Source organism: Simiduia sp. 21SJ11W-1 (assembly GCF_024138675.1).
GTDB lineage: Bacteria > Pseudomonadota > Gammaproteobacteria > Pseudomonadales > Cellvibrionaceae > Simiduia.
Map to the genome: position 1 here is coordinate 359,736 of NZ_CP090959.1, position 23,170 is coordinate 382,905.

Here is a 23,170-nt window from a genome sequence, read left to right on the forward strand (position 1 = left end):
ATCTCATATTTTTAAAAGGAGCTTTACAGTGTATAAATATCTTGTCGCAGTGGTAACTTTGTTTACTAGTTTTTTCGCATATTCATCTGATCGCAACATTACTTATCTAGTCGCATACGATGCTGGAGAAGTCGCATCGACTAAAACATACAGTGTAGCTCTCACTTCAGGTGGTGCGGAGACGGTTAAGCTCGATGGTGGGTATTTGTTAAAGGTGGCTGGCACCACAGAGGGTGTATCTACGGTATTATTGAGTCCAGCGGGGGAGACTCAGTTGGTTACGAATCAAAGTTCGGAATCTGCTTTAAATGGTAACTTTTTACTTGTTTGTGCAAAAGACGGTTTTACCAAGCGTATTAGTCCTATTCCAAGCGAGCTACCCTCCTGCAACCCCACTTAACAAGGCCATTTTGCCTCGCCAGCAAAGCTGGCTGGACAAATTTTCCGTGGCGCGTTTTGTGCTTTGACGCTACGCTAGCACAAAACGCCCCACTCCAAATTTGCCGCAAATGGCGGCGTTATTGAGCCAGGCCATTTTTACAGGTAGATAGTAAGGGAATGATTTCAGCAGTGTGCCAACAATCGGCATGCCGGTATCAAGGATTGTGCTGTACCTAAGTACGTAGTTTCGTTCTTCGTGCCACCAAGAATTGTGTAGCTTCGGCAAGTGCATGCCTTGTTTGTGGTGTGCCCTAAGCGGGTTTTAAATGGCCCATAGGTAAAGTATTCTTACCAAAATTAATTGCCATAGGCTGCGCTGGCGCTTCGCATCGTGCGTTGTAGCAAGTGGGGCAGGTGGCTTCAATAACAAGCGGTTATAATCGCCGCAAAAAACGCGGCTGGGACGGCCTACGCTGACGCTCCGGCCGCCCCTAAACCGGGCGTTAAGCATTAGGGTATATCAACCATGTTCGAAGAATTACTAAACAACATCGAATGGCTTTTTAGTGGTCTCGGTGTTGTTATTGGAATTGCAGCGTTAAACTTTATTAGGAAGTTAAAGTTTTCTGCGCCTGCAAAATTCCTTACTCACATCTCGGAATATTTGGTCAGTTTATTTAGATCTTCGGAAGATATCGCTAAGAATGTAGATTTAGATCTGCGGCCTAGGAATACCCCTTTCGAGCTGTGGCTTCATGAGCTGCCTAGAATCCAAGCATGGTTAAAAGTAATAAACCTAAATCCATTTTCGCTTTCCATTAAAAATATTTCGTTGGAATTTGGTTATGGTGGGTTAACTGCCAAGTCTAAAACTGATTTTCACGACCTAAAGGTGGAAAAGTATTCAGTACATGATGGGATCTTGGCTGAAGGTGATTTAACAGGTGAGCAGGCTGACTATATAGCAAAATATCAGGATAATCCTCAGTGTCGGATTACTATTAGAGCTACCCTAAAGTCACCATCTAAAGAAATTTCTTATGAGAATAGCTGGCTGGAAGGTGTTCCTGTACGGCTGGTTAACGATCAACAAAGAAAAGCAAGGTTATTAGTAGAAAAAATTGGCGAAAATGCTTAACAAGTTTGTCCAGTTGACGCTTTGGTCTACGCTTCGTTTTTGGCGTGGCTGCGCCACTGTACACCAAAACTACACTACAACCAAAGCGCAACTGACAAAGGCGTTATGTTGAAAGGACTCGATGAAGAAGATTAGTGTTAGGCATTTTGCGTCGAAGACCGTTCCATATAGAAGGACAGTGGACTGGGAATCTTCCCTAGTCGAAATTTTCGTAGGTTTAATGCTGGGTGTCTTTGCCTGGATTGGATACTCAGGTGGCCTAGGCCTGCTATTTGTACTTTGTGCTATTGGTCTAATTATTTGTTTGTTATCTTTTCTTCACCGCGTTTATCTTTGGGTAAGGTATGGTTGGCAAAGCTAGTTCAAACATAACAAGCGGTTCTAGTCACCGCACAAAAAACGTGCGGCTGGGACGGCCTACGCTGACGCTCCGGCCGCCCATAAACCGGGCGTTATGTTGAAAAAAGGGACATTTGTGGGGTGTGAATGAGGTGCAGATATCTGGTTTTTTCCCTTGCGCTATTTGTATCGGATTCAGTTCTTGCGCATGGGGCCCCCATACCATTTTATAGGTTTATTTGGTTGGTTGTTTACTTAATACCAGTGGCGCTTTCTGGGGCTGTTGTTACTTCGATGGTCATAAATAGAAAAAGAAAAGGGTTGGAACCCATACCTTGGTGGATCTATGGGTCGATTTTTTTACTATTATTTGCCGTCGTACTGTCGGCTATTATGATCATCATGTTCAATGGATTTGATTGGTTCTATTGGTGCGCAGAGTCTTCAGTTGTAGAGTGTATGTTTGGTTGGCTTAAATAGATGTTTATCAACATAACAAGTGGCTTTTGTAGGCCGCAAAATACGCGGCGGGACGGCTCCGCTGTCGCTCTGCCGCCCCAAAGCCAGGCGTTACATTTATTGAGGGAGTCGTGAGGATTCTAGCCAAATTTCTGCCAGTTCCAATTTTTATGTTTTTTTCGGCAATGCTGTTTTGCGTCCTAGGTGCATTGGCATCCCCATTTGCAGTTAACGCATATCGAGTCAATCATGGTCTTGAGCAACTGTCGTTGATACAAATGGCTGGTTTATTTTTGGCGCTCTCTGTTGCCGCATTTATGTTTTACAGCGCAGCAAAAATGAAGTTACTTTTTATACCTATAGCTCTAGTGTTGTTGCATGGTTTTTTCTGGTTGGGTGAGGTGAGCGTTTATTGGCACTTAGTAACCATGGTTGCAAGTATTCCAGTGTTAAGTGTTTTCGCGATTTTTATCAGTCAAAATGTAACAAGGCAGTCAAATTGACATCTTTTCCGTTGCTTGCTTATGTGGCGGCCGCTACGCTGCCACAATGCAATCAACTTCAAAGCTGCAATTTACCGCAGCGTTAGTTTTCCAAGTTACCCACGAAAAGTAGACACCCTGTATAGTTGTATTTGACTGATATGGAGGTGTCGAATGGCACGTAAAAAACACCAGCATTACACCGAAGAGTTTCGAAAAGAAGCGGTCAAGCGCTCTGAGCAGCCGGGCGTTACCCAGGCTCAGGTGGCCAAAGAGCTCGGCATTAGCGCCCAGCAGATATCAAACTGGAAGCGTCAGTTCACTCGCTTGTCAGACAAGCAATTTAATACGGTTGATGGCGTGGACTATTCCAAGCAGGAGAGCGAAGAGCTCCGTAAGTTGAAGCGCGAGAATAAACGCCTGCGAGAGGAGATGGAATTCTTAAAAAAGGTTTCTGCGTACTTCGCGAAAGACCAAGAGTGAAGTACGAGCTGATAGAACAGCATGCCGATCAATATGACATAAGATTGATGTGTCGAGTGTTGGTGGTCCACCCATCAGGCTTTTATCGCTGGCGGGATTGTCCATCTAGCCCGAGAGAGCAGCGGCGAGACCAGATCACTAGCTTGGTTAGAGATACCTACGAAGAGTTTGAGGCCGCTTATGGCGCCCCCAGAATCGCACGGGAGCTTAACGAGCAAGGGTATAAGTGTTCGATCAACTATATTGCCAAAATCATGCAGGAGCAGCGGATAGTCGCCCGTAACGGGAAGGCTTTCAATTATGGCGGGCATGCTTTGACGATGCATAACGTCGCAGATAATCTGCTGTGGAGGGATTTCACTACAGAGAGGCCTAATCAGAAGTGGGTAACGGATATCACCTATATCTGGGTTGAAAACCAATGGTTGTACTTGGCAACGGTAATGGATCTTTACTCGCGCAAAATCATCGGCTGGAGCTTCGATGAGAGTATGACAGTGGAGCTGATTACCGAGGCGATGCAAATGGCGATTGATGCCCGAGGTGTAAGCCCAGGCCTAATCGTTCACTCTGACCGTGGAACCCAGTACCGCTCGAACGAGTATGTAGGGTACCTTGAGCGACACGGAATCAAGCGTAGCATGAGCCGAAAAGGTAACTGCTGGGACAATGCGGTGATGGAATCATTCTACGCTCGGTTAAAGGTAGAGCTGATCTACGCCAAGAACTACCAGTCGATAGAGGCTGCACGTTCAGGTATATTTAGCTACATTGAAATATTTTATAACCGCAAGAGAAGGCATTCTGCAAACGACGGGGTTAGCCCTGTTGAGTTTGAGGAGAGGGCAGCGATTGCTGCATAGTTGGAGTGTCTACTTTTTGTGGGGAACGCCACCACACAGGAAATCTATATGCGAATAATATTTACTGTTTTAATGCTCTGTATCACGGCAAGCTTTGCTTTTGCTAATGAATGGATATCTCCAATCGATAAAAAATATAAAGCCAAAAATATTGAACTTTACAATAACTTTGACAGAGCAAGGGCGTTGTTGGATTCTTGGCGTGGACAAGGTCAAAGACTTGACGAGGCTGGAAATATACTACAGCATATTCTTGAAAAGGATTCTAACTACGCACCCGCTTATAGAGAGCTTGGCCGTTTGTATATCATGGCCGGCCACATAAATTATGATAATTTTGAAAGAGGCAGCCTCCCTCCTTCCGAATTTGCTATCTTAAAATCGATAGAAATAGAACCTGAATACGCTGACTCTTATGTGTTGCTTGGACATCTTTACACGCAGATGAAACGTTATAAGGATGCAGAAAATTCCTTAAAAAAGGCTGAAGCAATTGGAACTGAAATTCCATGGCTGCACTTGAATTGGGCAGGCTTGCTTGAACAATATGGCCGGTATCAAGAAGCAATGCAGCGATATCAATACGTCGTTGAAAAAGGGACGAATAATCGCAAAGCTTATGCAAGTGCTCTTGCTGGAATAACAACAATGTACAGAAAGATGAGGCAATACGATAAAGCTAATGAATCTTTTAAGAAAGAGATAGAATATGAACCTGACAATGCATGGAGTTGGGGTGATTATTCTAGCTTCTTATTATTTACATACAATGATGTTGATGGGGCCATCAAAAATGGCAGAGAAGCTATCAATATCATGAACTATGGGATGGGGCGATTTACTTTAGGTTGCGCACTATATACGAAGTGGGCCATGTTAAAGGATAACCCCGCAACCGCTCTTCTAGCACAGCAATATTTTGATGAGGCGCGGGCTATATATCCGTATCCGGAAAAAGTAATTGAAAAAACGTCAGGCTATAAGTATACATTTATCACAGCAAAGGAACTGCAAAAGTGGTTAACAAGTCAAAGCGCTCGGACGCAATAAATTGGGCCGGTGTTTGAGGCGTTAGAAGTTAGCCATGATTAAGTACATTATCGATTGCTCCGGAATAAAAACAGAGGATGAGTTCTGGGATGCATATGTCGGCAATGTCGACACTTACGAACCGGAAAAGTTCGGACGTAATCTTGATGCTCTATGGGATGCATTGCATGCCGGCGCACCGGGTTCCCCAACGAAGTCCTGTTTTATATCGGTTAGAAAAACGGAAAATTTAAAAGCTCTACGTGAGGGCTACTTTTATGATCATCTTCGGCAAATCGCTTATGATCTAAGTACGATTCCTGGCAATCCCATAAAATTTCGTGTGAACTAAAAGTTCTAACAAAGCCATCATGGTGGGGGGGACTTTTCCGTCGCTTCATTTTGTGCTTTGCTATCACAACATAAATCAACTACAAAGCTGCCCCATATGGCGGCGTAAGCCACTTGGAAGTTTAAATGGAGATGAACCAAGTCACTCTTCCAGTTAATAACATGGAAGAAGCGGTAAAGTTCTACCTGGCTCTTGGGTTTGTTCAAATCGTAGATGCGCCACACTATGCGAGGTTTTCTTGCCCAAAAGGTAATTCTACTTTTTCTCTTTCTCTTCAATCAGAAGAGTTTAAAAATGGTGCTATCATATATTTTGAAACTGATGAGCTAGAAAAACTTGTGGAGTCTTTGGTTGAAAAAGGGATTCAGTTCATGCAGCTCCCTACGGAACAAAGATATCTCTGGAAAGAGGCTGTTTTAAAAGATTCATCGGGAAACAAAATTAAACTGTTTTGGGCTGGAGAAAACCGTTTGTCACCGCCGTGGAAAGTCAACAAAAGTGGCTAGCAAGGCCCCGACTCGCTTACTGGGTTCGCTGGGGTAATAACACTGCGGTGCTTCGTACTTTTCCGCAGTGTTTTTGCCCGTTAGCGCAGCGTTAAATGGCCAGCATCCCCACACGTTTTAGGCATCTTCGTAAGTTATATTTAGCGTGAACGGCGAGAAAAAAGCACGTTTATTCGTGTGCGTCAGCTGGGCCGGTAACTTCGAGTTCAGTCAAACAATGCTACTGCAAGCCCGCAGTGCGCATATGCCATTAATACCCAAATAGTAAATGGAGCTTCGGCCATTAACAAAGCACCAAGCTTTGCGACAGTCGGTTCTACCTCATCCCGCTTTAGCAATTCTCATTGTTAGCGCTTTTGATTCTCACTCTTTGGGCTGACGGCCGCATGTACGCCTGGTGATAAGCAAGCGCGCACTATGCTGTGCGCGCTCAGTTGTTTATGGCAGGCGCAATTGTTCCGCTAAAAGGGCGGGTGGCTGGGTGGTGTCTGCCACCAGGGTGATGGCTTGCTCTTGTTCGGTGAGCGGCTCGTAGTGGGCGAGCTGTTGCGCCATTACTGCTTCATCTGCCTCTGAGGCATCAATACCTTCGGCTTTGCGGTTGGCCAGGCGCTCGCGAATAATGTTTTCCGGTGCCTGGCAGTTAATTATGCGCACCGGTGTGGCCGTATTGCTGGCCAGGGCAAGTGCCGGTGCTCGGTCGCTCGCGCGCAGGAAGGTTGCATCGAGTATGCAGCTAAAGCCTGCATCCAAAACTTTTTGTGCTTGGGCAACCAGCTGGTTGAGGGTGTTGGTGTTTGCCTCTGCGCTGTAAATATTTTGGCCGGGCGCGCTTGCTTGTTCGGGGCGCAGGTTAAATAGCCGTTTGCGCTCTACATCCGAGCGAATGGCAATGGCGCCTGTGTGATCGCACAGGGTTTGAGCCAGGGTGCTTTTGCCGGTGCCAGAAACGCCGTGCATCAAATTGAGGCTGGGGCGTGTGGGTACGGTGTAGCTTAAAGCTTGCGTGAGGTAGTGGCGGAAGGTGTTAAACGCCGGGGCGTTAAGCAGGGCGTGATCTTGCGGGCTAAATTGCATGAGCGTGACTTTCGCGCGCACGGTGGCGTAGTAGCAGCGGTACAGATCAAGCAGCGCAAGGCTTTGGTAATCGCCGGAATATTCCAGGTAGCTGTTTAGCAGGCGGCGGGCTTCGGTGGTGGCGCCGCGGGCAATCATGTCCATGGTGATGAAAGCGATTTCAGCCACAGTATCCATAATGCGAAAGCCCGGGTTGAATTCTATGCAATCAAAAAAGCGGATCTTGCCATTCACCAGTGCGATATTGCCCAGGTGCAAATCGCCGTGCAGATCTTTTACAAAGCCATCGCGTAGGCGCTGGTTCATTTTACCTTCAAGCCGTTCACAGGCATTGCAGGTGGCCTCGGCCAGCGCGTTTAGCTGCGCGCGCTCGGCATCGGGCAGTGGGTAGGCGCCGATTTGCTCGAAGTTTTGATCTATGGCGGCTTTCAAGGTGCCGGGTGTGCCGGGGCCGTCTTCGGGGAAGAGCGCGGGCAGGCCTGCGTAGGTGTCTGCCAGTTGTTGGCCGATGGCGCGTATCAGCGCGTTGTTTAGCTCACCGCGCTGGTAGATGGCATCCAGCAGTTGGTCTTGATCAAACTGGCGCATTTTCACAGCGTAATCCAGTGGGTGGGCGCCAGCCTGGGCCAGGCTTGGGGCGGCCTCGGTGCCGGTAACGGCCACCAGCCCTAGGTAGATTTCGGGGGCAAAGCGCTGGTTCAGGCGAATCTCTTCCTCACAAAAGCCTCGGCGTTTGGCCAGGCTGCTGAAATCCAGAAACCCCAAGTCCAGCGGCTTTTTGATTTTGTAGGCGTATTCGCCTGTGAGAATAACCCAGGAGATGTGGGTTTCTATGAGCTGGAGGTTGGCCACTGGGTGGTCGAAGGCCTCTGGGCGCATCAGCGCCTGAATAGATTCGGCTTGCATGGGCGGGCTCTTGGTTTATTAACGGGGGATGTCTGCGTGGCAGGCGTGCTTCCGGGGGCGCAATGCTACCGCAATCGGCCCCTGAAGGCACCCGCGTGGGGCCTGTTGATGGCGCGCCCCATGGGCGTTTGCGGCCAGCGGCCTTGGTTGACACCTAAAACCTGAGCCTATAACCTTCTTTATTTCCGCTTAAACGATTAAGTTTTTAACCCGGGCGCCAGAAAACGCGCTCGGGCGCATTGCGGCTGTGGGTACTAAGATCTAAGCAGCGACACATAAAATCCAATAATAAGGTGAAAAGATGGGCATTTTAGGGGTGGTAGCGTTATTGGCGATTGCCTATCTGCTGTCGGATAACCGCCGCGCAATTAACCTGCGCACGGTGATTGGGGCGTTTTTGCTGCAGGCAAGTTTTGCCGCACTGGTGCTGTATGTGCCCTGGGGTAAGGAAGCGCTCGCCAGTGCGGCGGCGTCTATCCAGCATGTAATTGATTATTCAAACGATGGCATCCGGTTTTTGTTCGGCGGCCTGGCCAGCGATTCCATCGGCTTTGTATTTGCCATTCAGGTGTTGCCGGTGATTGTGTTTTTGTCGGCGTTGATGTCTGTGCTGTATTACATCGGCGTGATGCAGCGGGTGGTGGAGTATTTGGGTGGCGCCGTGCAGCGGCTGTTGGGCACATCGCGCACGGAATCGCTGTCGGCGGCGGCCAACATATTTATGGGGCAAACAGAAGCGCCCTTGGTGGTAAAGCCCTTTATTAACCGCATGACCAACTCAGAGCTGTTTGCGGTCATGGCCGGTGGCCTGGCCTCCATTGCCGGTGCGGTGATGGCCGGTTATGCGGCCATGGGCGTTGAGCTTAAATATTTGATTGCGGCAAGTTTTATGGCCGCCCCCGGTGGCTTGCTGATGGCCAAGATCATCAAGCCTGAAACCGAGGCGCCACGGGTAGACGATGTGGTAAGTGCCTCCTTTGACGAGCAAGACAAGCCCGCCAATGTGATAGATGCCGCCGCCGGTGGCGCGCTCACGGGTATGAAGCTCGCCATGAATATTGGCGCCATGCTGGTGGCATTCATCGCGCTCATTGCGTTGCTAAACGGCATGTTGGGTGGCGTTGCGGGCTGGTTTGGCGTAGACGGCCTCACCCTGCAGCAAATTCTGGGTTGGCTGTTGGCGCCGCTGGCGTTTTTGATGGGTGTGCCCTGGAGCGATGCAGTGGCCATGGGCAGCCTGGTGGGCCAGAAGCTTGTGTTAAACGAGTTTGTGGCCTACATCGAATTAATAGGCGTGCGCGAGAGCTTATCGGCGCAAACCCAGGTGATTGCCACCTTCGCGTTGTGCGGTTTTGCCAACTTGTCGTCTATCGCCATTTTGCTGGGTGGCCTAGGCGGTATGGCGCCCGAGCGCCGTCACGACATCGCCCGCATGGGCTTGAAGGCCGTAGCGGCGGGCACCTTGTCGAATTTAATGAGCGCCACCTTGGCAGGCCTGTTTATCAGCCTGGCCTGAGGCGCACGATGAACGTAAGAGGTAAGGTTTAATGAAGCGCGCAATTTTTCTGGTGCTGGATTCCTTCGGCGTGGGTTACACCGCCGATGCACACACCTTTGGCGATGAGGGCGCAGACACCCTGGGCCACATTGCCGAGCACTGCGCCAAGGGCCTTGCCGATGTGGGCCGTAAAGGCCCGCTCGCGCTGCCGAACCTTACGCGCCTGGGGCTGATGCATGCCGCACGTGAAAGCCGTGGCGAATTCCCCGCCGGAACCGATACCCGCCTGCGCATTGAAGGCGCCTTTGGCCACGCCGCTGAAATGAGCAGCGGCAAAGATACCTCCTCAGGCCACTGGGAAATGATGGGCGTGCCGGTGATGTTTGATTGGGGCTACTTTACCGATAAACAAAACAGCTTCCCGCAAGCGTTGTTAGATGAATTTATTGCGCGCGCCAAGCTGCCGGGCGTGTTGGGCAACTGCCACGCATCGGGCACTGAAATTATTGCGCGCCTGGGCGAAGAGCACCGGGCCACGGGCAAGCCCATTGTGTATACCTCAAGCGATAGCGTGTTCCAGATTGCCGCCCACGAGGAAAGCTTTGGCCTTGAGCGGCTGTTGGAAATTTCCAAAATTGCGTTTGAATTACTGGATGACTACAACATCTGCCGCGTGATTGCGCGCCCCTTTGTGGGCCGCGATGCCGCAAGCTTTAAACGCACCGGCAACAGGCGCGATTTTTCGGTAACACCGCCTGCACCCACCTTGCTGAACCGGTTGGTTGATGATGGCGGCACCGTGCTGGCGGTGGGCAAAATTCACGATATTTTCGCGGGCTCCGGCATCAGTGAAAAAATCAAAGCCACAGGCCTGCCGGATTTATTTGATACCACCATGGAAACACTGGCCCGCGCCGGCGATCGCAGCCTTGTGTTCACCAATTTTGTGGATTTTGATTCCGAGTTTGGCCATCGCCGCAACGTGCCCGGCTATGCGAGCGCCCTTGAATATTTTGATGGGCGGCTACCGGAATTGTTGGCCAAGCTCGGGCCTGACGATTTACTGATTATCACCGCCGATCACGGTTGCGACCCCACCTGGCCCGGTTCCGACCACACCCGCGAACACGTGCCCGTACTTGCCTATGGCGCGGGCTTGGCGCCCGGCTCCTTGGGGCGGCGCAGCACCTTTGCTGATATGGGCCAAACACTGGCCGAACACTTCGGCCTGGCACCGCTTTCGCACGGCACCAGTTTTCTTGGCCACAAGCCAAGCCATTCTATCCAAGACTCTGAGGTAACCCCTGCATGACTCCCCACATTAACGCCAAGGCTGGCGACTTTGCCGAAACCGTATTAATGCCTGGCGACCCGCTGCGCGCAAAATACATTGCAGAAAACTTTTTGGAAAACGCACGGCAGGTTACGGATGTGCGCAATATGTTGGGCTTTACCGGCGAGCACAAAGGCAAACGCATTTCGGTAATGGGCTCGGGCATGGGCATTCCCTCGGCCTCAATTTACGCGCGCGAGCTTATGGCCGAGTACGGCGTGAAATCCATTATCCGTGTGGGCAGCTGTGGTGCTGTGAGTGACGACATCAAGCTGCGCGACTTGGTAATTGGCATGGGTGCCTGCACAGATTCCAACGTCAACCGCGTGCGCTTTAAAGGCTACGACTTTGCCGCCATTGCCGATTACAGCCTGCTGGAAAAGGCAGTGAACGCCGCGCGTGCACGCAATTTACCGGTGCGGGTGGGCAATGTGTTTTCAGCCGACTTGTTCTACACGCCAGATACAGAAATGTTCCAGGTAATGGCCAAGTACGGCGTGTTGGGTGTTGAAATGGAAGCGGCGGGCCTCTATAGCGTGGCCGCGGAAATGGGGGGCAAGGCGCTCGCCATCTGCACCGTTACCGATCACATTTTGCGCGGTGAGGCCATGGCCGCTGCCGATCGCCAAACCTCCCTTACCGACATGATTGAGCTGGCGCTGGAATGTGCCTTGCAAGAGGATTAAGCCATGAACGTGCATGAAATTCGCCACCCACTGGTATGCCACAAGCTTGGAAAAATGCGCGAAGGCGGCATTAGTACACTGCGTTTTCGCCAGCTCGCCGGCGAAGTGGGCGCACTGCTCACCTACGAAGCCACGCGCGATCTGGAGCTTGAACCTTATCAGCTTGATGGTTGGAACGGCCCGGTTGAAGTAGAGCGCATTAAAGGCAAAAAATTCACCGTGGTGCCCATTTTGCGTGCGGGGCTCGGCATGCTCGATGGTGTGCTGGAATTGGTGCCCAATGCCAAAATTTCGGTAGTGGGTATTTATCGCAATGAAGAAACCCTTGAGCCAGTTACCTATTTTGAAAAGCTCGCGCCCGATATTGGCGATCGCTTGGCATTGATTGTAGATCCCATGCTGGCCACCGGTGGCTCCATGATTGCCACCATCGAGCTGTTAAAAAAGCACGGCTGCACCAGTATTCGCGCTTTGGTTTTGGTGGCTGCACCCGAGGGTGTGAAGAAAGTAAATGAACTCCACCCGGATGTGGAAATATTTGCAGCAAGCGTAGACGACGGCCTGAACGAGCAGGGGTACATACTGCCGGGCCTGGGTGATGCCGGCGATAAAATTTTCGGCACCAAGTAAATTACTCACCGCGCACAGCGCGGCTTTCCGTGCGACGGTGCCCGTGGGGATGCGGGCTCGTTGTACGATTTTTTATTTTTGAAGTAGGGAATAACACATGCTTGTACAAGACATTATTCGTCGCAAGCGCGATGGCCAGCCCATGAGCACGGCCGAAATCGATTTCTTTGTAAAGGGCCTAACCGACGGCAGTATTTCTGAAGGGCAGGTGTCTGCACTGGCCATGGCGGTTTTCTTTCGCGATTTGAATCTGGATGAAAACGTTGCACTTACCCGCGCCATGCTGAATTCCGGCACCACCTTGCAGTGGCAGGCGCTCGGCTTGAATGGCCCGGTGCTAGACAAGCACTCAAGCGGTGGCGTGGGCGATAAGGTATCGCTCATGTTGGCGCCTATGCTTGCCGCGTGCGGCGCCTATGTGCCGATGGTCTCTGGCCGTGGCCTTGGCCACACAGGCGGCACGCTGGATAAATTAGACAGCATTCCGGGTTACAACTCTGTGCCGGGCAACGAGCGGCTGCAAGAGGTGGTGGCCAAAGTGGGTTGCGCCATTGTGGGCCAAACCGAAACACTGGCACCGGCAGATCGCCGCTTTTACGCCATTCGCGATGTCACCGGCACAGTGGAATCGCTGGCGCTGATTACCGCGTCTATTTTGTCTAAAAAATTATCCGCAGGCCTTGATGGCCTGGTAATGGATATTAAAACCGGCAGCGGCGCCTTTGCCGATACACTGGAAAAAGCGCAAGACCTGGGCGGGCGCATTGTAAAAGTGGGCACGGGCTTGGGCTTGCCCATTGCCGCGGTAATTACCGATATGTCGCAAGTGCTGGGCACTACCGCGGGCAATGCGCTGGAAGTGCGCGAAACCCTTGATTACCTCACTGGCCGCGCACGCGAGCCGCGCCTGCATGAAAATGTACTGGCGCTGGGTGAAGATTTATTGGTGCTGGCAAAGCTTGCCCCCGATGCCGCCACTGCCCGCCGCCAGTTGCAGGCAAGCCTGGATAGCGGGCGCGCCACCGAAATTTTTGCGCACATGGTGCACACCCTGGGTGGGCCTAAAGATTTGGTTGAAAACCCGGATGCCCATTTGGAAAAAGCCCCCTTGGTGGTGCCGGTGTACGCCGAGCAAACCGGCTACTTGGCCAGCATGGATACCCGCTCTGTGGGCAACGCCGTGGTGGAACTTGGCGGCGGGCGCAGGCGCGTAGAAGATCGCATTGATCCCGCCGTGGGGCTCACAGAAGTGGCCGCCATTGGTCAGGCGCTGAATGCCGATGCACCTGTGGCATTCGTGCACGCGCGCGATCAAGCCAGCGCCGATGCGGCGGCGGCGCGCATTCGTGCAGCTATTACCGTGGCCGATGCCCCAGCAGCTGCACACAGCGTGATTTTAGAGCGCATAGGGCGCACGCAGTAAGCGTTGAAGGCGGGCTGCCCGGCGTTTTGCCGGGCAAAAAAAGCCTGTAGAACATAAATACCCGCCCACAGCGGGGACGAGAGAGACATCATGACAGCAGTGAAAAAATCACCCCGCAGCGGTAAAAAGCGCGCCGCTGCCAACAATGTGGTAACACCCATGTTTGCCTCGCGCGCCATCGCCGAGCGCAACCCGGGCACTGAATTTCACCCACACTGGCTTGCCGATATCGCCATTAACCAGAGCGCCGTTGAGCGCAGGGTGGCCACCATGAAGGCGCGCCGTTCAGTGAAAAAAGCCTGGCAGTCTGCGTGGTTGTTAAAAGCCATTTCCTGCATTGATTTAACCACCCTCTCCGGCGACGACACCGAAGGCCGCGTGCGCCGCCTGTGCGCCAAGGCGCGCAACCCCGTGCGTGCAGACCTTATAGAAGCACTGGGCGCGCAATCGTTAAACATCACCACCGGTGCCGTGTGCGTGTATCACGTGATGGTGGAAGAAGCGGTAAAAGCTCTGGCTGGCAGCGGCATTCCCGTTGCCGCTGTGTCTACCGGCTTCCCTGCGTGCATGGCGCCGCTGGAAACGCGGCTGGCGGAAATTCGCGCCTCTGTGGCTGCGGGTGCTGCGGAAATTGATATTGTGATTTCGCGCCGCTACGTATTGAACCAGCAGTGGGGCAAGCTCTTTGAGGAAATTTGTGCCTACCGCGAAGCCTGTGGCGATGCCCGCATGAAAACCATTATCTCAACGGGCCAGCTGGCAACCCTCACCAATGTGGCCAAGGCCTCTATGGTGTGCATGATGGGCGGCGCCGACTTTATTAAAACCTCAACGGGCATGGAATCTGTTAACGCTACCCTGCCTGTGAGCCTGGTTATGGTGCGCATGATCCGTAAATACCACGAACTCACAGGCTTTAAGGTGGGCTTTAAACCCGCTGGCGGCATTAGCAAGGCCAAAGATGCGTTGGATTATTTAGTAATGATCAAAGAAGAGTTGGGTGTGGAGTGGCTTAACGCGGCGCTTTATCGCTTTGGGGCCTCAAGCCTGCTGGGCGATATAGAGCGCCAGTTAGAGCACCAGGTTACCGGGTGTTACTCCGCTAGCCACCGCCACCCAATTGCCTAGGAATTTCCCATGAACATTGAACAGATCTTTAACGACATGAGCTACGGACCTGCGCCAGAAGATAATAAAAACGTTGTCAATTGGCTTGCCGAACACGCCAAGGGCTTTGGCTTGTTTATTGATGGCCAGTGGCAAAAACCGGCGGCCGGTAAATACTTTAACAGCGCAAACCCCGCCACCGGCGAACAGCTGGCCAAGCTTGCCCAGGCCTCGGCCAAAGATGTGGATGCCGCCGTTTGCGCTGCACGGGCAGCGCAAGCGGGCTGGCAGGCACTGGGCGGCCATGGCCGGGCGCGCTACCTGTACGCCATTGCCCGCTTGCTGCAGAAACATTCGCGCAAATTTGCCGTGCTGGAAACCATGGACAACGGCAAGCCCATTCGCGAAACCCGCGACATAGACGTGCCTTTGGCCATTCGCCATTTTTACCACCACGCAGGCTGGGCGCAGCTGATGGAAACCGAGCTGCCCAATCACCGGCCGGTGGGTGTTGTGGGCCAGATTATTCCCTGGAACTTCCCCTTGCTTATGCTGGCCTGGAAAATTGCCCCGGCACTGGCCGCAGGCAATTGTGTGGTGTTAAAGCCTGCAGAATTTACAAGCTTGACCGCGCTGATGTTTGCCGAGCTTTGTGAAGAGGCAGGCCTGCCCAAAGGTGTGGTGAACATTGTTACCGGCGACGGCGCCACCGGCGAGCTGATAGTGAAACACCCGGATATCAACAAGCTGGCGTTCACGGGCTCCACAGAAGTGGGCCGGATTTTGCGCCGTGAAACGGCAGGCACTGGCAAAAAGCTCACCCTGGAGCTGGGTGGCAAATCGCCCTTTATTGTGTTCGACGACGCCGACCTAGACAGCGCCGTAGAAGGCCTGGTAGATGCCATTTGGTTTAATCAGGGCCAGGTGTGCTGTGCCGGTTCGCGGTTGCTGGTACAAGAAGGTGTGGCCGAGCAGGTAATCAGTAAACTGCGTGCGCGCATGCAAACCTTGCGCGTGGGCAACCCGCTCGATAAAGCCATTGATATGGGCGCCATTGTTGATCACAGCCAGCGCGAGCAAATTGCCAAACTGGTAGCGCAAGGCGTGGCTGAAGGTGCCACTCTTTGGCAGCCAGATGCCGCAGTGCCCGAAGGCGGCTGCTTTTACCCGCCCACCTTGCTCACTAATGTAGACAGCAGCAACACAGTGGCCAACGTGGAAATTTTCGGCCCGGTGCTTTCGGTGCTGACCTTCCGCACGCAACAGGAAGCGGTGCAGCTGGCCAACAATACCCGCTATGGTTTGGCGGCTAGCGTGTGGTCTGAAAATATTAATCGCGCCCTGGATGTGGCGCCGCAAATTAAAGCCGGCGTAATCTGGATCAATACCACCAACCAGTTTGATGCCGCCTGCGGTTTTGGTGGCTACCGTGAATCGGGCCTCGGCCGTGAAGGCGGGCTTGAGGGTTTATACGAATACCTGGCGCCCACGCCTTTTACCGCCAGCAAAGAAAAGCCGGTGCAAAAAGCGCAGGCTAAAAACCAGGAGCACACGCTGCCGGCCATTGATCAAACCACCAAGTTCTACATTGGCGGCAAGCAAGTGCGCCCCGACGGCGGCGCCAGTTTGCAGGTTGTGGGTGCCGATGGCTCGGTGATTGGCTGGGTGGGCGAAGGCAATCGCAAAGACATTCGCAACGCCGTAGAGGCCGCCAACGGTGCCGCCGGCTGGAGTGGCGCCAGTGGCCACAACCGCGCGCAGATTTTGTATTTCCTGGCCGAAAACCTGAGCTACCGCGCGGCGGAATTTGCCCGTCGCTTGCAACAAAGTACGGGCCATGATGCCGCGCGCTGTGAGCGCGAGGTAGAGGCCACGGTTGAGCGTTTATTTTATTACGCCGCCTGGGCCGACAAATACGAAGGGCGTGTGCATCAGCCGCCGATGCGCGGCGTCACCCTGGCCATGAACGAGCCCTTTGGTGTGGTTGGCCTGGCCTGCCCAGACAACGCGCCGCTGCTTTCTATGGTGTCGCTGTTGGCACCGTTAATGGCCATGGGGAACCGCGTGGTGATGCTGCCCTCTGAGCAGCACCCGTTGATTGCCACAGATTTTTACCAGTTGCTGGAAACCTCAGACGTACCCGGCGGCGTGGTGAATATTGTCACCGGTGAGCGTGACTCGCTGGTCAAGGTGCTGGCCGAACATTTGCAGGTAGATGCGCTGTGGTATTTCGGCTCGGCGGCCGGCAATGCCGCCGTAGAGCTTGCCTCGGTGGCCAATCTCAAGCGCACCTGGGCGCAGGGCGGCGGTGAATACGATTGGTTTGCACAAGATACCCAAGGCACCCGCTTTTTGCAGGAGGCAACCCAGGTGAAGAATATTTGGGTGCCCTATGGCGATGCCATTCAGTCTGGCGGTGGTTACTGATCAAAGCTGTGCTTAAATTAACTTAATTTGCAGGCCTACGGGCCTGTTTGCTTGTTTGCATATCTGTCTAATGGTAGAAAGTTAACCGATTAACTTATGGTTGCGTGAGCCGTTTCACCGGCCATAAGTCTGCATTACTACTATCTCTAAAAATCAATGAGGAAGAGACCATGAGCAGCCAGCACCCCGCCAAGCACCGCTTTATACGAGCGGCTCTAGGTGCAGCCATTGCAGCCAGCTTCAGTGCCACAGCGGTACAGGCGCAAGACGAATTCATTCTGGAAGAGGTAATTATTACCGCCCAGAAGCGCCCCCAGGGTTTGCAGGAAGTGCCTATTTCGGTAGCGACGCTCTCCGGTGACCGCATGGACGCCATATTCAACGATGGTTCAGACATTCTGGCCCTGGCCGCACGGGTGCCGGGTTTGTATGCCGAATCTTCCAATGGCCGCGCTTCACCGCGCTTTTACATTCGCGGCCTGGGTAATGTGGATTTCGATTTGGCCGCCTCACAGCCGGTTTCTGTAGTGATGGACGACGTGGTGATGGAAAACGTGGTGCTGAAAAGCTTCCCGCTGTTTGACGTGCGCCAGGTAGAAGTGGTGCGTGGCCCACAGGGCACCCTGTTTGGCCGCAACACCACCGCCGGTGTGGTGAAGTTCGACACCCGCCGCCCCACCTTTGAAAACGAAGGCTTCGTAAACCTCACCGCTGGCACCCTGGGTACCCGCAATCTTGAGGCTGCCTACGGCGGCGCGCTGGTTGAAGACAAACTGGCCGCCCGCGTTTCTGTGCTGTCTCAGCAGCGCTCAGACTGGATCGACAACGAATTCACCGGCGAAGACGAAGCCATGGGTGGCTTCACTGAAAACGCCATTCGCGGCCAGCTGTTGTGGACGCCCACCGATGACTTCAGCGCTTTGCTGACCCATCAGGATCGCGACCTCAACGGCACCTCGTCTATCTTCCGCGCCAACGTATTCACTACCGGTGAGTCTGGCCTGAACGACAACTTCGACCGCGACGTTGTGGCTTACGATGACGGCGACAACAACCCGCAAGGTGTAGACGGTTCCGGTTCTACCTTAAAGCTGGATTGGGATTTTGGTGAAACGGCGTTGACCATGATCACCTCTTACCAGCGCGCAGAGAGCTTCAGTAAGGGCGATATCGACGGCGGCAACCCCTCGGGCCCGGGTTTCATTCCCTTCCAGGCAGTCACCGAAGATCAGGCCAAGGTGTGGCAGTTCACCCAAGAGCTGCGCATCACCAGCGATTACGAAGGCCCCTTTAACTGGCAGGCGGGTGGTTTTTACTACGACTCATCACTGGACGTAACCACCATCGATGGCTTCTTCGGCCAGACCACAGTCACCCACGACAACACCACCTGGGCGCTGTTTGGCCAGGGTACATACGATGTCACAGACGACTGGGATGTAAGCCTGGGCTTGCGTTATACCTACGATGAGAAAACCCTGGAAGTGGGCGAGCAAAACGTAGACGGTTTTGCGTTGGTGATAAATGCCGCCAGCATTCAAACCTACGAGCCCGTTGAAGTGGACGATGGCCGCATGGGTTGGGAGCTTTCCACCAACTATCAGGTTACCGATCACTCAAGCCTATTCGGGCGTATTGCCAACGGCTTCCGCGCGCAATCTATTCAGGCGCGCGATGTAGCCTTTGAAGGCAACCCGTCGGTGGCCGATGCAGAAACCATTACGTCTTTCGAGCTGGGCTACAAGGCCGACCTGCTTGAGCGCCGCATGCGGTTGAACGTGGGCACCTTCTACTACCAGGTAAACGACATCCAGTTGTCTGCCATTGGTGGTGCCAACAACGGCAACAGCCTGCTCAATGCCGATAAAGGCGTAGGCTACGGTTTTGAAGTAGACCTCGAATACGCGGTAACCGATAACTTCTTCGCCACCGCCGGCGTAGGTTATGCGAAAACCGAACTGCAAGATAAAAACCTGGCCACCGCGCCTTGCGGCTCTGGCCAGTGCACGGTGCTGGATCCACTTGACGGCAACGGCAATGCCCTGCTCGATGGTAACCCCTTCCAGGCAGCGCCCGAGCTCACCGCTAACCTGACGCTGCGCTATGCGGTGCCGGTAAGCAGTGGTGAGTTCTACGGCTTCACAGACTGGGCCTACCAGGGTGAAACCAACCTTGCGTTGTATGAATCCGAAGAGTTTCAGACTGATGGCCAGTTTGAAGGCGGTATGCGTTTGGGCTACATCAACGACAACCACGGTTATGAAGTGGCGCTCTATGGCCGCAACATTACCGATGAGGAAAACGTGAAGGGCTTTATCGATTTCAACAACAATACCGGCTTCGTAAACGAGCCGCGTACCTTTGGTGTTGATTTCCGCATGGATTTCTAAGCGGAATTACCTAGCATTAAAGGCCCGGATTTCCGGGCCTTTTTTATGGAAGTTAATTATGAAAGTTGTCTTGGGGTTGGCCTTAGTTGGCATGTGCATGACACAGGCTTGCCTGGCACAAAACTGGCAAACCGTGGCGCAACAAGCGCTTGCGGCCGTGGTAAAAATTGAAGTAAAAGGGGAGCATAAAACACCTGATGTGCCTAAGGAATTAGCCAAGTTTTTTAGCGACAGGCAAGTGGGTGCTAGAGAAAGTACTACAACAGGCAGTGGTTTTTTGATCTCCGCAGATGGGTTGATTCTTGGCGCTTATTCAACATTGGAGGGCGCCAAAGACGTGCAGGTTACGCTACAGGATGGGCGCCGCTACGGTGCACGGCTTTTGGGGAGTGACCCACTGCTAGACGTGAGCCTGCTCAAAATAGAGGCTCAGGGGTTGCCCGCAATCAAGCTTAACACCCGGCAATTGGTAAAAGTGGGTATGCCAGTGGCTACGCTGGGTTTCCCTTTTACGCTTGATGCCTCCTTGACAACGGGTGTGGTCAGCAATCCGGCGATCCGCAGTATGGGAGCCGCCTGGCTGCCCTATATTCAGACCACCGTCTATACCAACCGGGGGCAGGCCGGAGGCCCGCTACTCAATGCCGAGGGCGAGGCCATTGGCGTAATCAGTGCCATTTTGGCCGTTGGGCCGCAGTTTTCGGGTATTTCATTCTCGGTACCCATGGCACTTATCCATGAAGTGATGCCTGCCTTAACTTCGGGTGAGCCGGTGGTGCGCCCGAGTGTTGGGCTTGTGGGTGACAACATCTGGTTGAAGCAAGAGGGCGCCGAATTTGAGCGCCAGTGGGCTGTGGTGAATCAAGTCGTCAAAAATGCGCCAGCCCACCGCGCAGGTTTTAAAGAAGGTGATGTGATTGTGGCTATTAACCAGCAGCCGATACATAGCTGGCTGCAGTTGGCCGAACAGGTGGGCAGAAGCAAAGCCGGGCAAGAATATGTTGTGGAAGTTCGCCGCGCAGGCAAGACAGTAAATTTAATTTTGGTTCCTGAGGTGCAGGCGCCATGGGGTGAAAATTAATGGCGTGAGAGCGCCAAGGTACGATTGGATAGTTCAGGAGCACATAAAAGCTATAGGGTGAGCTTTTGTGCTCCTATTTGGTAAAAGCCCAAGCGTGCGCTGCGGCCCCCAAATTCATCTCCATACATCGCTTAGAAACTCTGCCATATAGGTAGGTAGTTTCAAGGTCTGTCTTTCATGGAGGCTTAAACCATGGGGCAGCAGTGCGCATCATTCGGCTTTCTCCACCGTAAAAAAAGCCCCGCTAATGCGGGGCTCAGTTATGGTATGACTATGCAGGTGTTAGCTGCAGTAGGGCATTACATTTCTTTGGTCAGGCGGATACCGAACTCGCTGGCATCGTTGCTGAGCATCACCAACACATAGTCGCCGGTGTTCAGGCGGGCGTTGTCGTAGCGCTCATCGGTAATGTTGCGGCCGTACAGGCTCGCAGACCAGTTGCCATCGTGATTGCGGTAGGTGATGTCCATGTTGATTAACGCACGGCTATCCATTTTGGTTAAACGGCCCGGGTCTTTGCTGGGCTCGCCGTACATTTCGCTGCGGTAAGACCAGTCGGCACGGAAGCTCAGCTCGCCCGAATCCAGGCCCAGGGTGTACTCGGGGCTGATGGAGGCGGTGAGTTCCGGCGTTAAGGGCGCGGCCGCATCGTCGTCATCTACGTCGGCATCTATGTAGCCCAAGGTGGTGTGCAGCATGAAGCTGTCGGTAATGGCGAGGCTGCTTTCCCACTCGATACCGCGTGATACCTGGTCTACCAACAGGTTGCGGGTTTCAAAGCCGCCGCCGCTGGTGGTGCTCACCTGGTAGGGCAAATCCGAGTAAATGGTGTTAAACAGCGCCAGGCTCATTTTGAGGTTGTCCAGCGGCGTGCCCTTGATACCCACTTCATAGTTCATGGCCGTGACGTTGTCGTTGGCCTCAAAGCAGTTGGGGCGCGCGAGCTCGCCGGTGCCGAAATTGAAGCTGCCAACCAGGCAGTAAGGGCGCGCGGGGTATTGGCCGGAGGTGTAGCCGTTTTGAATGGTGGCGTAACCGCTCAGGTTTTGTGTTACGTCGAAATTGGCGGCCAGCTCCCAGCTGATTTCATCCCAGTCGCGTGTATTACGCTCTTCAATGGTTTCAAACAAAATGGTGTGTGCGCTTTTTTCATCTTGCGTATAGCGCAGGCCACCGGAAAGGCGCAGGCCATCGTTTACGTGATAACCCAGGTTGCCGTAAATGGCAGTGCTTTCCAGATCTTGTGCCAGGTAAAAGTCGCTCGGGGCGCCACCGTTGAATACGGTGTCGTCCTGGAAGTTGTGACCTTGCTCTTCAAAATAGTAGAGGCCGGTTACGAAATCCCACGCGCCCATTTCACCGTCTAGCTGGAATTCCACCGAGCGTTGGTCGGCTTCACCTTCTTCTGGGAACGACAGGAAATCCGCTTCAATGCTGTCGTCGTCCAGGCCCGAGGTGTACTCCGAGTGGCGATCGCTGTAGAGCACCTTGGCGTGCAGGCTGTCTGAAATATCGTAATCGAGGGTGAGTGAGTAACCGGCGGCCTTGTTGGTAACTTCGGTTTGATTCAGCTGGCCGGTGGCGTTGTCGTATGGATCGTTTGCGCGATCGCTGTTGCGATAGCCCGCTTGGTATACGGCCCCATTGGGCAGCTCGTCAATCAGCGTGGTGTAGGGGCGCAGGCCGTTCTTGCCGTCATTGGCGTCGGCTGCAAAGGTTACTGTGAGAGCATCGGTGGGCGTCCAGCGCGCGGCAACGCGGCCAGAAAAATCTTGCAGCTCGCCCACGTCCATATCGGCCTGAGGCAGGTTGGTGAACTCGCCAATGCCATCGCGGCTTTGGTAGGCCAGGCTACCGGATACCGCCAGGGTGTCGGTGAGCGGGGCGCTTGCGTAGATGTCGCCGTTCAGGCGTCCGCGGGTACCGAACTCGGTGCCCAGGTGCAGCTCGGGCTCTTCGGCCGGGCCACGGGTAATGATGTTAATGGCACCGCCAATGGAGTTGCGCCCGTAGAGTGTGCCCTGTGGGCCACGCAGTACTTCTACGCGCTCGATGTTAGACAAGCTCCAGTTTTGCCCCACCTGCCGGCCGAGGTATACGCCATCTACATACACGCCTACGCCCGGATCTGTGGTGATCAGGTGATCTTGTAAGCCGATGCCGCGAATAAAGGCGTTGTTCGATGAGGTGTGGCCCGCCGAGAAACCCGTGATGTTGAGGTTGGGCACAAATTTGCCGATATCGGTGAGGTCACTGATACCCTGCTTTTCCATGGTGTCGCTGGTGAAGGCGCTGATAGCTACAGGCACATCGTAGATGCTTTGCTCGCGCTTTTGCGCGGTAACCACAACTTCTTCGAAATAGCTGTTGCTTTCGTCTGTTTGTGCCCAGCTCATGCCTGAGGCCAGGGCCAGTGCAATACCGGCGACCAGGGGTTTGGTGTGCATCTCTGTCATCCTCTTTGGAGTTATATTTTAACTTTTGGGTGCTCGGGTGGGTGTAGCGTTTGCGAGGGCTGCTGGCACTTAAGTGCCAAAACATGTCCGGTTGGTTAAGTTATTGGCCGGCCCCTGGGCTGTC

19 protein-coding genes are annotated in these 23,170 nt (G+C 53.3%); 17 read left to right on the top strand and 2 right to left on the bottom strand.

Annotated features, from left to right (window positions below; translation table 11 throughout):
* The first annotated feature begins 28 nt into the window (after positions 1-28).
* The 8 genes from L1F30_RS01645 to L1F30_RS01680 all read left to right on the top strand — a co-directional run bounded on the left by L1F30_RS01645 (position 29) and on the right by L1F30_RS01680 (position 6,032).
* Positions 29-400, top strand: a complete 372-nt coding sequence (locus tag L1F30_RS01645; protein ID WP_253358593.1) for a hypothetical protein — start codon at positions 29-31, stop codon at positions 398-400.
* 507 nt (positions 401-907) lie between these two features.
* Positions 908-1,519 carry a hypothetical protein gene (locus tag L1F30_RS01650; RefSeq protein ID WP_253358594.1) on the top strand — a complete coding sequence of 204 codons (612 nt, stop codon included), beginning with the start codon at positions 908-910 and terminating at the stop codon, positions 1,517-1,519.
* A gap of 929 nt (positions 1,520-2,448) precedes the next feature.
* Positions 2,449-2,820 carry a hypothetical protein gene (locus L1F30_RS01655; protein ID WP_253358595.1) on the top strand — a complete coding sequence of 124 codons (372 nt, stop codon included), beginning with the start codon at positions 2,449-2,451 and terminating at the stop codon, positions 2,818-2,820.
* Between the two features lie 153 nt (positions 2,821-2,973).
* Positions 2,974-3,282 carry a transposase gene (locus L1F30_RS01660; protein WP_253358596.1) on the top strand — a complete coding sequence of 103 codons (309 nt, stop codon included), beginning with the start codon at positions 2,974-2,976 and terminating at the stop codon, positions 3,280-3,282.
* Positions 3,279-4,145, top strand: a complete 867-nt coding sequence (locus L1F30_RS01665) for an IS3 family transposase (protein WP_253358597.1) — start codon at positions 3,279-3,281, stop codon at positions 4,143-4,145. Before L1F30_RS01660 ends, L1F30_RS01665 begins: the two co-directional genes overlap by 4 nt.
* A 48-nt stretch (positions 4,146-4,193) precedes the next feature.
* On the top strand, positions 4,194-5,195 hold the full coding sequence (locus tag L1F30_RS01670; RefSeq protein WP_253358598.1) for a hypothetical protein: 1,002 nt from the start codon (positions 4,194-4,196) through the stop codon (positions 5,193-5,195).
* A 34-nt stretch (positions 5,196-5,229) separates the two neighbouring features.
* Complete coding sequence (locus L1F30_RS01675; RefSeq protein ID WP_253358600.1) at positions 5,230-5,526, top strand: barstar family protein; 297 nt, start codon at positions 5,230-5,232, stop codon at positions 5,524-5,526.
* 125 nt (positions 5,527-5,651) lie between these two features.
* A complete protein-coding gene (locus L1F30_RS01680) occupies positions 5,652-6,032 on the top strand; it encodes a VOC family protein (protein ID WP_253358601.1) in 381 nt (126 codons plus the stop codon).
* Positions 6,033-6,470: 438 nt separating this feature from the next.
* Here L1F30_RS01680 and L1F30_RS01685 read toward each other — a convergent pair whose 3' ends face one another.
* Positions 6,471-8,015: a bifunctional aminoglycoside phosphotransferase/ATP-binding protein gene (locus L1F30_RS01685; RefSeq protein WP_253358603.1), complete on the bottom strand. Its 1,545-nt coding sequence runs from the start codon at positions 8,013-8,015 to the stop codon at positions 6,471-6,473.
* A 301-nt stretch (positions 8,016-8,316) separates the two neighbouring features.
* Between L1F30_RS01685 and L1F30_RS01690 the strand changes: the two genes are divergently transcribed.
* The 9 genes from L1F30_RS01690 (at position 8,317) to L1F30_RS01730 (ending at position 20,590) form a co-directional block, all read left to right on the top strand.
* Positions 8,317-9,531 carry a NupC/NupG family nucleoside CNT transporter gene (locus L1F30_RS01690; protein ID WP_253358605.1) on the top strand — a complete coding sequence of 405 codons (1,215 nt, stop codon included), beginning with the start codon at positions 8,317-8,319 and terminating at the stop codon, positions 9,529-9,531.
* 31 nt (positions 9,532-9,562) lie between these two features.
* Complete coding sequence (locus L1F30_RS01695; protein WP_253358607.1) at positions 9,563-10,825, top strand: phosphopentomutase; 1,263 nt, start codon at positions 9,563-9,565, stop codon at positions 10,823-10,825.
* On the top strand, positions 10,822-11,532 hold the full coding sequence (gene deoD, locus L1F30_RS01700) for a purine-nucleoside phosphorylase (protein ID WP_253358609.1): 711 nt from the start codon (positions 10,822-10,824) through the stop codon (positions 11,530-11,532). Before L1F30_RS01695 ends, deoD begins: the two co-directional genes overlap by 4 nt.
* 3 nt (positions 11,533-11,535) lie before the next feature.
* The gene (gene upp, locus L1F30_RS01705; protein ID WP_253358611.1) at positions 11,536-12,162 is read left to right on the top strand and encodes a uracil phosphoribosyltransferase; all 627 of its coding nucleotides are present in this window, start codon (positions 11,536-11,538) and stop codon (positions 12,160-12,162) included.
* Positions 12,163-12,259: 97 nt separating this feature from the next.
* Entirely contained in the window at positions 12,260-13,585 is a 1,326-nt protein-coding gene (gene deoA / locus L1F30_RS01710; protein WP_253358613.1) for a thymidine phosphorylase, read from the top strand.
* A gap of 90 nt (positions 13,586-13,675) precedes the next feature.
* On the top strand, positions 13,676-14,713 hold the full coding sequence (deoC, locus tag L1F30_RS01715) for a deoxyribose-phosphate aldolase (protein ID WP_253358615.1): 1,038 nt from the start codon (positions 13,676-13,678) through the stop codon (positions 14,711-14,713).
* A gap of 9 nt (positions 14,714-14,722) precedes the next feature.
* Positions 14,723-17,119, top strand: coding sequence for an aldehyde dehydrogenase family protein (locus tag L1F30_RS01720; RefSeq protein ID WP_253358617.1), 2,397 nt, complete (start codon positions 14,723-14,725; stop codon positions 17,117-17,119).
* A 170-nt stretch (positions 17,120-17,289) separates the two neighbouring features.
* A complete protein-coding gene (locus L1F30_RS01725) occupies positions 17,290-19,509 on the top strand; it encodes a TonB-dependent receptor (protein WP_253358619.1) in 2,220 nt (739 codons plus the stop codon).
* A 58-nt stretch (positions 19,510-19,567) separates the two neighbouring features.
* A complete protein-coding gene (locus L1F30_RS01730) occupies positions 19,568-20,590 on the top strand; it encodes a S1C family serine protease (RefSeq protein ID WP_253358621.1) in 1,023 nt (340 codons plus the stop codon).
* A 299-nt stretch (positions 20,591-20,889) separates the two neighbouring features.
* Here L1F30_RS01730 and L1F30_RS01735 read toward each other — a convergent pair whose 3' ends face one another.
* The gene (locus L1F30_RS01735; protein WP_253358622.1) at positions 20,890-23,037 is read right to left on the bottom strand and encodes a TonB-dependent receptor; all 2,148 of its coding nucleotides are present in this window, start codon (positions 23,035-23,037) and stop codon (positions 20,890-20,892) included.
* Positions 23,038-23,170: the final 133 nt, after the last annotated feature.